This is a genomic window from Peterkaempfera podocarpi (genome assembly GCF_042466665.1).
Lineage (GTDB): Bacteria > Actinomycetota > Actinomycetes > Streptomycetales > Streptomycetaceae > Peterkaempfera > Peterkaempfera podocarpi.
Window position 1 is genome coordinate 4589781 of sequence record NZ_CP162102.1, and the last position, 12629, is coordinate 4602409.

General features: G+C 71.4%; 11 protein-coding genes and 1 pseudogene. 8 read left to right on the plus strand and 4 right to left on the minus strand.

Annotated features, from left to right (window positions below):
- Positions 1 to 311 precede the first annotated feature (311 nt).
- The 4 genes from purS to AB0761_RS20155 all read left to right on the plus strand — a co-directional run bounded on the left by purS (position 312) and on the right by AB0761_RS20155 (position 4678).
- A complete protein-coding gene (gene purS / locus AB0761_RS20140) occupies positions 312 to 566 on the plus strand; it encodes a phosphoribosylformylglycinamidine synthase subunit PurS (RefSeq protein ID WP_055586309.1) in 255 nt (84 codons plus the stop codon).
- Complete coding sequence (purQ, locus tag AB0761_RS20145) at positions 563 to 1240, plus strand: phosphoribosylformylglycinamidine synthase subunit PurQ (protein ID WP_377270468.1); 678 nt, start codon at positions 563 to 565, stop codon at positions 1238 to 1240. Before purS ends, purQ begins: the two co-directional genes overlap by 4 nt.
- Positions 1240 to 3504, plus strand: a complete 2265-nt coding sequence (purL, locus tag AB0761_RS20150) for a phosphoribosylformylglycinamidine synthase subunit PurL (protein ID WP_377270469.1) — start codon at positions 1240 to 1242, stop codon at positions 3502 to 3504. Before purQ ends, purL begins: the two co-directional genes overlap by 1 nt.
- A gap of 292 nt (positions 3505 to 3796) precedes the next feature.
- Positions 3797 to 4678 carry a sterol carrier family protein gene (locus tag AB0761_RS20155; protein ID WP_377270470.1) on the plus strand — a complete coding sequence of 294 codons (882 nt, stop codon included), beginning with the start codon at positions 3797 to 3799 and terminating at the stop codon, positions 4676 to 4678.
- A gap of 20 nt (positions 4679 to 4698) precedes the next feature.
- Here AB0761_RS20155 and AB0761_RS20160 read toward each other — a convergent pair whose 3' ends face one another.
- Positions 4699 to 4986, minus strand: coding sequence for a hypothetical protein (locus tag AB0761_RS20160; protein ID WP_377270471.1), 288 nt, complete (start codon positions 4984 to 4986; stop codon positions 4699 to 4701).
- Positions 4983 to 5447 (minus strand): hypothetical protein, encoded by a 465-nt coding sequence (locus tag AB0761_RS20165; RefSeq protein WP_377270472.1) that lies wholly within the window; start codon positions 5445 to 5447, stop codon positions 4983 to 4985. Before AB0761_RS20165 ends, AB0761_RS20160 begins: the two co-directional genes overlap by 4 nt.
- A 300-nt stretch (positions 5448 to 5747) precedes the next feature.
- Here AB0761_RS20165 and purF point away from each other — a divergent pair.
- Positions 5748 to 7262, plus strand: a pseudogene (gene purF / locus AB0761_RS20170) (amidophosphoribosyltransferase); the annotation flags it as partial.
- Between the two features lie 166 nt (positions 7263 to 7428).
- Positions 7429 to 8523: a phosphoribosylformylglycinamidine cyclo-ligase gene (purM, locus tag AB0761_RS20175; protein ID WP_377270473.1), complete on the plus strand. Its 1095-nt coding sequence runs from the start codon at positions 7429 to 7431 to the stop codon at positions 8521 to 8523.
- A 75-nt stretch (positions 8524 to 8598) separates the two neighbouring features.
- Here the strand turns inward: purM and AB0761_RS20180 are convergent, their stop codons facing one another.
- Both AB0761_RS20180 and AB0761_RS20185 read right to left on the minus strand, forming a co-directional pair.
- Entirely contained in the window at positions 8599 to 8844 is a 246-nt protein-coding gene (locus AB0761_RS20180; RefSeq protein WP_055586301.1) for a DUF3073 domain-containing protein, read from the minus strand.
- Between the two features lie 426 nt (positions 8845 to 9270).
- A complete protein-coding gene (locus AB0761_RS20185) occupies positions 9271 to 10377 on the minus strand; it encodes a Glu/Leu/Phe/Val dehydrogenase dimerization domain-containing protein (RefSeq protein WP_377274226.1) in 1107 nt (368 codons plus the stop codon).
- Between the two features lie 275 nt (positions 10378 to 10652).
- On the opposite strand from AB0761_RS20185, the gene AB0761_RS20190 reads away from it, so the two are divergent.
- Both AB0761_RS20190 and bldC read left to right on the plus strand, forming a co-directional pair.
- Complete coding sequence (locus AB0761_RS20190) at positions 10653 to 11573, plus strand: hypothetical protein (protein ID WP_377270474.1); 921 nt, start codon at positions 10653 to 10655, stop codon at positions 11571 to 11573.
- A 500-nt stretch (positions 11574 to 12073) separates the two neighbouring features.
- Entirely contained in the window at positions 12074 to 12280 is a 207-nt protein-coding gene (gene bldC, locus AB0761_RS20195; RefSeq protein WP_003949541.1) for a developmental transcriptional regulator BldC, read from the plus strand.
- Positions 12281 to 12629 lie beyond the last annotated feature (349 nt).

Sequence of the window (12629 nt, forward strand, 5' to 3'; positions counted from 1 at the left end):
CCGGTTCCGTGACCCACCGGATACCGGGCCGATACCGACGGCCGATACCGCGGCTGATACCGGCGGCCGATCTGCCCGGAGTGCCGGTAATGACGGCGTTCCAGATCGTCTTCACCGATCGGATGGCGGTAGGGGTGAAACCGGCGAAAGAGGTGAATTTCGTGGGATGCGCCAGCGCTCGGCCGACGGTGTGCGCCAGACGGGTAAGGGGTGCTGGTCTACGCGCGTCGCAGCGTCCCGGGCCGCCGAGTGCCCCGAAAGGCCGGTTATTCTGGGGTTCCCGCCCACACGCACCAACATCGGGAGTGCCAGTGGCACGCGTCGTCGTCGACGTCATGCTCAAGCCGGAGATCCTCGACCCCCAGGGCCAGGCGGTGCAGCGTGCACTGCCGCGTCTGGGATTTGCCGGGATCTCCGACGTCCGCCAGGGAAAGCGCTTCGAACTCGAGCTGGACGGTCCGGCCGACGAGGCCACCCTTGCCCGTATCCGGGAAGCGGCTGAGACCTTCCTCGCCAACACCGTGATCGAGGACTTCACCGTGCGAGTCGAGGAGGAGGCAAAGTGACCGTCCGCGTCGGCGTCGTCACTTTCCCCGGTTCGCTCGACGACCGCGACGCCCAGCGCGCGGTCCGCCTGGCCGGCGCCGAGCCGGTCGCTCTCTGGCACCGCGACAAGGAACTCCACCAGGTGGATGCCGTCGTGCTGCCCGGTGGCTTCTCCTACGGCGACTACCTGCGCTGCGGAGCCATCTCCCGGTTCTCGCCGGTGATGGACACCGTCATCGCGGAGGCCAGGGCCGGGATGCCGGTGCTCGGCGTCTGCAACGGCTTCCAGGTGCTCTGCGAATCGCATCTGCTGCCCGGTGCGCTCACCCGCAACGACAGCCTGCACTTCGTCTGCCGCGACCAGAAGCTGCGCATCGAGAACGCCGGCACCGCGTGGACCTCCGACTATGCGCAGGGCCAGGAGATCACCGTCCCGCTGAAGAACGGCGAGGGCCGTTTTGTCGCGGACGAGCACACCCTGGACGCCCTGGAGGCCGAGGGCCGCGTCGTCGCGCGCTACCTGGACGTCAACCCCAATGGCTCGTACCGGGACATCGCCGGCATCTCCAACGCGGCCGGCAATGTGGTCGGCCTGATGCCGCACCCCGAGCACGCCGTGGAACCGCTCACCGGCCCCGGCACCGAGGGTCTCGGGTTCTTCACCTCGATCCTGAGGAAGCTGGTCAACGCCTGATGTCGCAGAAGCACCTCGACACCGTCTCGCACGCCGCCGAGACCCCCGACGCAGAGCAGCCCTGGGCGGAGCTCGGCCTCAAGCAGGACGAGTACCAGCGCATCCGGGACATCCTCGGCCGCCGCCCCACCGGCGCCGAGCTGGCGATGTACTCCGTCATGTGGTCCGAGCACTGCTCCTACAAGTCGAGCAAGGTCCACCTCAAGCAGTTCGGCGAGAAGGCTCCCGCCTCCGACGCCATGCTGGTCGGCATCGGTGAGAACGCCGGCGTCGTGGACGTGGGCCAGGGGTATGCGGTCACCTTCAAGGTGGAGTCGCACAACCACCCCTCCTACATCGAGCCCTACCAGGGCGCCGCCACCGGGATCGGCGGCATCGTCCGCGACATCCTGGCCATGGGCGCCCGCCCGGTCGCGGTGATGGACCCGCTGCGGTTCGGCGCTGCCGACCACCCCGACACCAAGCGGGTGCTGCCCGGTGTGGTCGCGGGCATCGGCGGCTACGGCAACTGCCTGGGTCTGCCCAACATCGGCGGGGAGATCGTCTTCGACCCCTGCTACCAGGGCAACCCGCTGGTCAACGCCCTGTGCGTGGGCGTGATGAAGCACGAGGACATCCACCTCGCCAAGGCGTCCGGTGCCGGCAACCAGGTGATCCTCTACGGCGCCCGCACCGGCGGCGACGGCATCGGTGGCGTCTCCGTGCTGGCCTCCGAGACCTTCTCCGACAGCGGCCCGGCCAAGCGCCCCGCCGTGCAGGTCGGCGACCCCTTCCAGGAGAAGCTGCTCATCGAGTGCACCCTGGAGGTCTTCGCCGAGAAGCTGGTCGTCGGCATCCAGGACCTCGGCGGCGCCGGCCTCTCCTGCGCCACCAGCGAGCTGGCCTCGGCCGGCTCCGGCGGGATGCGGGTCGAGCTGGACCGCGTGCCGCTGCGTGATGCGACGCTCTCGCCTGAGGAGATCCTCATGAGTGAGTCGCAGGAGCGCATGTGCGCCATCGTCGAGCCGGGCAAGGTCGACCGCTTCCTGGAGATCTGCGAGAAGTGGGATGTCATCGCCACCGTGATCGGCGAGGTCACCGACGGCGAGCGGCTGGAGATCTTCTGGCACGGCGAGCAGGTGGTGGACGTACCGCCGCGCACCGTCGCGCATGAGGGTCCGACCTATGAGCGCCCGTACGCCCGCCCCGACTGGCAGGACGAGCTGCAGGCCGACGCCCCCACCGCCGAGCGCCTCAAGCGCCCGGTGAGCGGCGACGAGCTCAAGGCCGCACTGCTGACGCTGGCCGCGCACCCCAACCAGGCCGACAAGTCCTGGGTCACCTCGCAGTACGACCGCTATGTGCTCGGTAACACCGTCCTCGCCCAGCCCGAGGACTCCGGCATGATCCGCATCGACGAGGAGACCGACCTCGGCGTGGCGATCGCCACCGACGGCAACGGCCGCTACGCCAAGCTGGACCCGTACACCGGTGCCCAGCTGGCGCTGGCCGAGGCGTACCGCAATGTCGCCGCCACGGGCGCCAAGCCGCTCGCCGTCACCGACTGCCTCAACTTCGGCTCGCCCGAGGACCCGGCCGTCATGTGGCAGTTCGCCGAGGCCTGCCGCGGTCTGGCCGACGCCTGTCTGGTGCTGGGCACCCCGGTCACCGGCGGCAATGTCTCCCTCTACAACCAGACGGGCGACACCGCCATCCACCCCACGCCGGTGGTGGGCGTGCTCGGCGTCATCGACGACGTCAACCGGCGCACGCCGATGGCCTTCGCGGAGGAGGGGCAGCTGATCTACCTCCTCGGTGACACCGAGGACGAGCTCGGCGGCTCCGCCTGGGCGCAGGTCGCCCACGACCACCTCGGCGGGCTGCCGCCCAAGGTGGACCTGGAGCGCGAGCGGCTGCTGGCCGAGATCCTGATCGCCGCCTCCCGGGACGGCATGATCGACGCGGCGCACGACCTCTCCGACGGCGGCCTGGTGCAGGCCCTGGTGGAGAGCTGCCTCAAGGGTGGACGCGGCGCCCGCATCGTGGTGCCCCAGGGAACCGACCCGTTTGTGCTGCTCTTCTCCGAGTCGGCGGGCCGGGCGATCGTCGCCGTCCCGCGCAGTGAAGAACTGCGTTTCACCGACATGTGCGGCGCCCGGGGTCTGCCCGCCGCCCGCATCGGCGTGGTGGACGGGGAGTCGATCGAGGTCCAGGGCCACTTCGCGGTGACGCTGGACGAGCTGCGCACCGCACATCTGGGGACCTTCCCGGCGCTGCTGGCCTGAGTCCGCCGGGCCGGCGGCCCCGTGATCCGCCGCCGTCGAGTGCCCCCGGGCGGTTCGCCGCCCGGGGGCACCGTGCTGCCGTCCCCCTGGATGACGTGCTCTCCCCGGCTCTGCCGCAGGCGTACGGCGGGACCCGGAGGCTGCGCGCTCGCCGGACCGTGGGCGTGTCGTGGCAGGCGTGTCGTGGCAGTGGGTGCCCGGCACCGGAGCGGTGGCGGAGCCGTCGCGGCCGGTGGCAGTTCCTCCCCCGGCCGCGGCTCGCGGCGTCCGCCGTGCTGGCTACGCTCGGCGTATGCCGCAGCCGCGTACCGCCAAGGCCACCCGCCGCCCCCGCCGCTACGACCCCGCGAAGGTCCGGGAGGCCCTGATCGCGCAGACGGAGGCGATCCGCGAAGCTGTCCACAGCCTGTGTGCACACCCGGAGGCGGAGACGCTGCTGGCGGCGCCCACCCGGCTGGGGGAGTGGGCCGTCGCCGATCTGGTGGTCCATCTGACCTGGGTCATGGGCTGGGCCCCGGCTCATCTCCACGATCCGGTGCCGGAGGGCGAGCCGTTGACGCTGACCGGCTGGGCGTCGGCCACCCGGACCGCCGCCGCCGGGATCGACGAGGCGGCCCGGCAGCGGCCCGCCGAGTCGCCGGCCGGACTGGCCGAGCGCTTCGACCGGGCCTGGGAGGCGCTGCACCGGATGCTGGCCGGGCCCGAGGCTGTGGATCCGCAGCGCCGGGTCGTGGTGCGGTTCGGAGTGATCGGGCTGGCGGACTTCCTGGTGACCCGGTTGCTGGAGACCGTGGTCCATGCGGACGACCTCGCCGACGCGGTGGAGCGCGCCGCCCTTGCACAGGCTGTGGACCGTCCCCTTCCCGGACCCGAAGCATTCCGCCACGACCGGCAGGCGCTGGCGGCCGCGGTCCGGTTGCTGGCGGACACCCTGGCCGAGGCGGCCCCGGGTGGCGCGGTGGAACTGCGGGTGCCGCCGTACGCGGTGGTGCAGTGCGTCGCGGGCCCTCGGCACACCCGGGGCACACCGCCCAACGTGGTGGAGACCGATCCGCTCACCTGGATCCGGCTGGCCACCGGCCGGACCTCCTGGGCCGATGCGGTGGAGGCGGCCGCGGTCTCGGCGAGCGGGGAGCGCAGCGACCTCTCGGCCGTGCTGCCCGTGATGGGCTGACTCCGGCCCGGCCGTACCCGTCATCGGGCGGCCGCCGGGCGCCGGGCGAGTCGTACGGCGTCCAGCAGCAGGCCGCGGGAAAGGGCGGAGAGGCCGTCCGCGCGGTCGTCGAGCGCTCGGCGGAGCAGTTCCCTCACCCGGTCCGCCTCGGCCGGGCAGAGGGCCGCAGCGGCCCCCAGCGAGGGCTCCAGAAGCGCCTGCCGGGTCTGCTCGGCCACCTCCTCCACGGCGTGCGCCGCGGCGGCCCAGACCTGATGCGGAGCGGCCCGGCCGCCGTGCCGTCCCGGGTGCCTGCTGCCGCCGCTCACCCGGCCGCTCCTGGCACTCCGGCCCTCCTGCACGGTCGCGACGGGCGCCCGAGCGGGAGCCGGGCGAGTGCGGCCCGGTGGGCGAGCACGGACTCCAGCCGGTGGGCGCAGGCCTCGGCGGCGGCGGAGGCGTGGTGCAGGCGCTCGGCGGCCGCCGGGGCCGCCCGGGCCCGGCGGCGCAGGCGCCGTCGGAGCTCTGCACCCGGATCCGGACATGCGGGAGAAGCCGGGCCGGTGCGGCACTGGTGGAGGGTGTCCGCGGCGTGGCGCAGGCCGGCCGCGCAGTCGTCCGTCTCCTCGGCGAGCAGCCGCAGCCGGACGGCGAGCAGGCGAAGGGCATGCACCGTGTCGGCGTCAGGTGTCGGTGCGGCCGACGTCCCTGCCGCTCCCGGGCACTCCGGCCGCACCCCGACGGCAGCCTCGGTCGTGGCGGTCGCCCGTGTGGTCGGTGTCCCCACCATGGATCCTCCCCCGGTCGTGGTGCGGGGAGATCTGGGCGCCGTGGTGCGCCATCACCCTGCGCACCGGTCAGTCCGAGGCCACCTTAGGCAGCTGCGACCGCTGCGGGCAGAGGCCGGCGCGCACACCACCCGTACGAGCGACTGCCCAGGTGGTCATGGTGACGACCGCGAGCTGGGCTCCCCGGTGTGACCAGGGTCATGCCCGACGGAGCCTGCCGATTCGCTGTCTACGCGCGTCAATCACCAGGTCGTCCGTCCCCCGTTCGGCCGGACCGCGCGCACTGCCCTAGACTCAAACACGTGCCACGTGGTGACGGACGACTCAACCACGATCTTCTTCCCGGCGAGAAAGGCCCCCAAGACGCCTGCGGCGTCTTCGGAGTCTGGGCCCCGGGCGAGGAGGTCGCCAAACTCACCTACTTCGGGCTGTACGCCTTGCAGCACCGCGGACAGGAGTCCGCGGGCATCGCAGTGAGCAACGGCTCCCAGATCCTGGTCTTCAAGGACATGGGACTTGTGTCCCAGGTCTTCGACGAGACCTCCCTCGGTTCCCTCAACGGCCATATCGCCGTGGGTCACGCCCGCTACTCCACCACCGGTTCCTCGGTGTGGGAGAACGCGCAGCCGACCTTCCGGGCGACCGCAAGCGGTTCACTGGCCCTCGGCCACAACGGCAACCTGGTGAACACCGCCGAGCTTGCCCGGATGGTCGCCGAGCTGCCGGGCGAGGAGCATGTCTCGCGTTCCGGCCGCGCCGCGGCCACCAACGACACCGACCTGGTGACGGCTCTGCTGGCCGGGCATCCGGACCTCTCCATCGAGGAGACGGCCCGCCGGGTGCTGCCGTCCGTCAAGGGCGCCTTCTCGCTGGTCTTCATGGACGAGCACACCCTCTACGCCGCCCGCGACCCGCAGGGCATCCGCCCGCTGGTGCTGGGCAGGCTGGAGCGCGGGTGGGTGGTCGCCTCCGAGACCGCCGCCCTGGACATCGTCGGCGCCAGCTACATCCGCGAGGTGGAGCCCGGCGAGCTGATCGCGGTGGACGAGAACGGCATGCGGGCGTCCCGCTTCGCCGAGGCCAGGCCCAAGGGCTGCGTCTTCGAGTACGTCTACCTGGCCCGCCCGGACACCACCATCGCCGGCCGCAATGTGCACCTCTCCCGGGTGGAGATGGGCCGCAGGCTGGCCGCCGAGGCCCCGGCCGAGGCGGACATGGTGATAGCGACCCCGGAGTCCGGCACCCCGGCCGCCATCGGCTACGCCGAGGCCAGCGGTATCCCCTACGGCTCCGGCCTGGTGAAGAACGCCTATGTGGGCCGCACCTTCATCCAGCCCAGCCAGACCATCCGGCAGCTGGGCATCCGCCTCAAGCTCAACCCGCTCAAGGAGGTCATCGCCGGGAAGCGGCTGGTGGTCGTGGACGACTCGATCGTCCGCGGCAACACCCAGCGGGCCCTGGTGCGGATGCTCCGCGAGGCCGGTGCCGCCGAGGTCCACATCCGGATCTCGTCGCCGCCGATCAAGTGGCCCTGCTTCTTCGGCATCGACTTCGCCACCCGGGCGGAGCTGATCGCCAACGGCCTCACCGTCGAGGAGATCGGCAAGTCGCTGGGGGCGGACTCGCTGGCCTTCATCTCGATAGAGGGCATGGTCGAGGCCACCACCCAGCCCAAGGACCGGCTCTGCCGGGCCTGCTTCGACGGCGAGTACCCGATGGAGCTGCCCGACCCCGAGCTGCTGGGCAAGCACCTCCTGGAGGCCGAGATCGCCTCCGGCCGCCGGCAGTCCGCCCCCCGCGGCCCGGGCCGCGGCCCAGCTGACCGATCTGGACGGCGTGCAGACCCTGCTGGGCGGCGGCGGAGCCGCCGACGCACTGCGCCGCCCGTAGCAGCCGCCGACGGGCCCGTACCGACCGTGTACGGGCCCGCGGCCGCCGCATTCCGCACACGCACCACTCCCCCGACCCGAGAGGGCCGCTCCCGTGACCGAACAGACCTCCTCCGCGACCGCCCCGGGCGCCACCTACGCGGCGGCAGGCGTCGACATCGAGGCCGGCGACCGCGCCGTCGAGCTGATGAAGCAGTGGGTCGGCAAGGCCTCCCGACCCGAGGTGGTCGGCTCCATCGGCGGCTTCGCCGGACTCTTCGACGCCTCCGCTTTCAAGCGGTACGAGCGGCCGATGCTGGCGACCTCCACCGACGGCGTGGGCACCAAGGTGGCCATCGCCCAGGCCATGGACCGTCATGACACCATCGGGCACGACCTGGTCGGCATGGTGGTGGACGACCTGGTGGTCTGCGGCGCGGAGCCGCTCTTCATGACCGACTACATCGCCACCGGCAAGGTGCACCCCGAGCGCATCGCGGCGATCGTCAAGGGGATCGCCGAGGGCTGTGTGCTGGCCGGCTGCGCGCTGGTCGGCGGGGAGACCGCCGAGCACCCCGGTCTGCTGTCGCCGGACGAGTACGACGTGGCGGGAGCCGGTACCGGGGTCGTGGAGGCCGACGCACTGCTCGGCGCCGACCGGGTCAGGGCCGGCGACGTGGTGATCGCCATGGCCGCCTCCGGGCTGCACTCCAACGGCTACTCGCTGGTCCGCCACGTCCTGCTGGAGCGGGCCGGCTGGAAGCTCGACCGGGAGGTGCCGGAGTTCGGCCGAACCCTGGGCGAGGAACTGCTGGAGCCCACCAGGATCTACTCGCTGGACTGCCTGGCGCTGGCGCGCTCCGCCGAGATCCACGCCTTCTCGCATGTCACGGGTGGCGGCCTGGCCGCCAACCTGGCCCGGGTGATCCCCGACCATCTTCACGCCCGGCTGGACCGCGGCACCTGGACCCCGCTGCCGGTCTTCCAGACCGTCGCCGAGGTCGGCAAGGTGGCGCTGCCGGAGGTCGAGAAGACCCTCAACATGGGCGTCGGAATGGTCGCCGTGGTGCCGCCGGAGTCGGTCGACGTGGTGCTCTCGGTGCTCGCCGACCGCGATGTGGAGGCATGGCTGCTGGGCGACGTGGTGGACCGCACCGCCGAGCACCAGGCCGGGGCGACGCTCTACAACGCCTATCCCACCGCGGGCTGACCCGCACGCAGACGCCAAGGCCCGGACCGGGGTCTGAGATCCCGGTCCGGTCCGAAGGCAGTACTGGTGAGGAGGCTAGGCGCCTCGGCGGGAACGTGACTCGTCCTCGCCGTCGTCCTCGTCGGCGTAGTAGTCCGCATACGCCGCGTAAGGGTCGTCCTCGTCGTCATCGTCCTCGAACGGCTCGCCGTTGACCGGCACCGGCTCGTTCGAAGGTACGCCCAGCTCCTGGGACAGACGGGAAGCGTCGAAGCCGCCGCTGTTGTACTTCAGCTGGCGGGCGACCTTCGTCTGCTTGGCCTTGGCCCGGCCGCGCCCCATGGGTCGACCCCCTCAACGACGGGGCACACGGCCCCGAGTCTGACACGCGTTCATGTTCGGCAACGGCCTCTCCCAACCGAGAGGACCGCTCCTTAGAGCAACAACGGTACCTGCTTCCGTCGCCGGGCGGTACGTCGCCCGTGCGACGTGGCGCACTCTACCGCGCTTCGCGGCCGCGTCGTTCCTGGTCAAGAGGGTAGCCGACAGCCGCCGCGCAGGCATCGGAGGAGTCGTCCGGCGGCCCTCCGGACACCGATTATCCCCCGCCAGAGGGCCTTGCATCCCCCGTACGGAGCCATCGACTGAGAATCTGGTTCTTGTTTGCTGCTCCAGGGCGCACCACGGCCACCGGTGCGGCGCCCCATGGACTGCCGCACCAGTGACCGATCTCACACTTCGGCTGTCAGCGGGAGCGCACTTCGGCTGTCAGCGGGAGCGCCCGTCCGGCAGCAGGATGGTGCGCAGCCGGCCGACCTCCGACATCCGGCGCTCGGCGAGCCGGTCCGCGGCCACCGCGGGCGGCACGCCGTCCGAGGTCGCCAGCGCGAAGATCTCCAGGGTGGTGTCGTAGATCCGGGCGGCCTTGGTGCGGGCCCGCTCGAAGGAGAAGCCGTCGATCTCGTCGGCCACCTGGATCACACCGCCGGCGTTCACCACGTAGTCCGGCGCATAGAGGATGCCCCGGTCGGCGAGGTCCTTCTCGACACCGGGGTGCGCGAGCTGGTTGTTGGCCGCGCCGCAGACCACCGAGGCGGTGAGGACCGGCACGCTGGCGTCGTTGAGGGCTCCGCCGAGGGCGCAGGGGGCGTACACGTCGAGATCGGCCCGGATGAGCGCCTCCACGTCCGCCACCACCTGCACCTGGGGGTGCTCGGCGCGGACCCGGGCGAGCGAGGCCTGGTCGATGTCGGTGACCAGCACCGTCGCGCCGTCCTCCACCAGGTGCCGCACCAGGTGGTGGCCGACCTTGCCGACACCGGCGACACCGACCCGGCGGCCGGTCAGCGTGGGGGCGCCCCAACGGTGCTGTGCGCTGGCGCGCATGCCCTGGAAGACGCCGTAGGCGGTGAGCACCGAGGAGTCCCCGGCGCCGCCGTGCTCGGGGGAGCGGCCGGTGACCCAGTCGCACTCGCGGGCGATCACATCCATGTCGGCGACATAGGTGCCGACGTCGCAGGCGGTGATGTAGCGGCCGCGCAGCGACTGCACAAAGCGGCCGTAGGCACGCAGCAGCGCCTCCGTCTTGACCTCGGCTGGGTCGCCGATGATCACGGCCTTGCCGCCGCCGTGATCCAGACCTGCAAGCGCGTTCTTGTACGACATGCCGCGCGACAGGTTGAGCGCGTCCTGCACCGCCTCCTCCTCGGAGGCGTACGGGTAGAAGCGCGTCCCGCCGAGGGCGGGGCCGAGGGCGGTGGAGTGGATGGCGATGACGGCCTTGAGGCCCGAGTGCCGGTCGTGGCACAGGACGATCTGCTCGTGTCCGTCTCCCGGCGCTCCCTCGGACTCGGTTCCGAAGATGCGGCTGAGCACCCCTGCTCGGGTGGGCGGGGCTGACTCGGTGTGTACGTCGGTCACTGTGGTGACTCCCGTGTGTACGGCCCGCTGCTGTGGGTGCGGGCGCCTGACCGAAGCGTAGGTCCTTGTGCTCGGACACGGGTACGTGGCGGGCTCGATGTCACCCTGCTGGTTGCCGATGCCGCCCCGCACCGGCGCCCGGGGTGTCCCGGGCGCCCTGCGGCGGCGTTTCGGAGGAGCCTTCGGGGAGCCTTTCAAAGCACCCCCGGTACCGCTCCCCGCGTGCGACGATGCCTAGCGTGACCGCCGTGCGCACCTCGGTACTCCCGCCGTATGCCGCCTACTTGCGCGTGTACGAGCCGCTGGCCGCCTTCCCGGAGCCGGAGAGGGCCCGGTGGCAGACCTACGCGGCCGAGCACGGGCCCGCCGCGGGGTCGCCGGGGGCGGCCCCCTCGGCGCTGGCAGAGCGCCGCCGCAGCCTGGCCGAGCTGGTCACGGTGACCCCCAAGGCGCTGCCCGAGCGGGAGAGCCGGGACGCCCTGGTGCGGGTCGCGGACGGCGTCACCTACATCTGCCCCTCGCGGATCCGGCTGCGCAGCTGGCTGGCGCTGGAGGAGCTCAAGGAGGAACTTCCGGCGCCGCTGCTGGACGCGGTGCTGCCGCCCGCGGTGCGCGAGCAGGCCGAGGCGGACTGGAACCGCTGGCGGGGCGACCACCCGGACACCCGCCCGTGGATCCTCACCCGCACCTGGCATGTGCCGATGCGCTGGTTCCTGCTCTTCTCCGAGGAGGAACGACACTTCTCGCCCGCCCTGCCCGCCCTGCCGGCGGAGGAGGGCGACGGCGGCGCGGGGCGCGCTGCGGCCCCCGCGTCGCTCTTCTACCTGACCCCGATGGCACAGGCCCGGCGGCGGCTGGCCCGCGGCTATCGGGTGTTGCGGGAGAACCTGGACGAGGGGCCGCTGGTCACCGGGGTCGAGCAGGTCGGCCGCTGGCTGGAGGAGTTCCATCCCCGGTCGCTGGTGGAGCTGGACTACGGCGGCCTGGTGCATGCGATCCCCGAGGCGCGGCTGGCGGACGACCGCTCCGCCGCCGAGGTGGCCGAAGGGATCGCGGCGCTGCGGGCCGGCGACGGCGACCGGGCCGGGCAGGCATATCGGACAGTGACCGAGCGGTGGCGCCTCGTACAGGAACTGCTGTACGCGAACTGAGCCTGGTGGGAAGGGGTGGCGGCTTCCCGCCAACGCCATATTGCGCCAGCCTCAACCGGGGGACTCGTCGGACATGCGTGGCATCCTGCGTATCGGCGGAACGTGATGCTACTCACCGTTGACGCCAAGTAGTCCCTATGTGCCAAAATGGGACAACCAGACCAGCTGTCTGCGGTGTGCCCACTTTTGGGTGGATCCAAGGGGGGATGTGGTCTTTGCGGCAGGCTGTCCGTCTGTCCGAGTCATGACCGATCGTCACCCTTGCGTGACTGTCCGCTATGGCATGGTCCATCGCGATCCGTCGAGCTTGGCCCCCTGAGGTGCCAATTCCGGCGGTTTGGCCGACCGGGCTGGACGGATGGTGTAGTTGTAGTCCCGAGGACAAGCCGTTCGTCCTATTACCGACTCGGCCCGTGTATGCCATTTCGGGCATCGCGGGTCAAGGTGCAGAATTTGAAGGAAAGAACCGTGTTGGTTCGGTTCTCCCGAGGAGGCCGCTCATGACCGCTCGCACCCCTGACGCCGAGCCGCTGCTGACGCCGGCTGAGGTCGCCACCATGTTCCGCGTGGACCCCAAGACGGTCACTCGCTGGGCCAAGGCGGGCAAGCTGACGTCGATTCGCACGCTCGGCGGGCACCGCCGCTATCGAGAGGCGGAGGTTCGCGCCCTGCTTGCGGGGATCCCGCAGCAGCGCAGCGAGGCCTGACGCCTCGACGGCGGCCCTTCCAGGGTCTCCGGTGGTGTGCGCCAGCGAAGCGTCCATCTCCGGGACCGGGAGCTCAGGGTCCCAGTAGTACTGCTCAAGAGGTCGTATCGGACTCCGCCGGGTCCGATACGGCCTCTCTGCATATCCGGCACAGTGGCCGGATCCACTGTGCAATTTCATATGTTAAATCGAGAGGCCCTGGAAGGGGCCCTGTCGGCACCCGTCTCAAGGGAACTTCAGTGACACCTGTCACAGTGGCGGGCCTCTTGCGTGGTGTGATGGCTTGCGATATTGGTCCAGACCTCCGTGGCTGGACCTCCCCGAGGCCCGCCCGACAGTACACCGCGCC

Excerpts from the sequence above, each read along its gene's own strand:
- AB0761_RS20165 (WP_377270472.1), bottom strand. The coding sequence starts at position 5,447 with ATGGTGGGGACACCGACCACACGGGCGACCGCCACGACCGAGGCTGCC.
- bldC (WP_003949541.1), top strand. The coding sequence starts at position 12,074 with ATGACCGCTCGCACCCCTGACGCCGAGCCGCTGCTGACGCCGGCTGAG.
- AB0761_RS20190 (WP_377270474.1), top strand. The coding sequence starts at position 10,653 with ATGCCTAGCGTGACCGCCGTGCGCACCTCGGTACTCCCGCCGTATGCC.
- AB0761_RS20155 (WP_377270470.1), top strand. The coding sequence starts at position 3,797 with ATGCCGCAGCCGCGTACCGCCAAGGCCACCCGCCGCCCCCGCCGCTAC.
- AB0761_RS20180 (WP_055586301.1), bottom strand. The coding sequence starts at position 8,844 with ATGGGGCGCGGCCGGGCCAAGGCCAAGCAGACGAAGGTCGCCCGCCAG.
- purL (WP_377270469.1), top strand. The coding sequence starts at position 1,240 with ATGTCGCAGAAGCACCTCGACACCGTCTCGCACGCCGCCGAGACCCCC.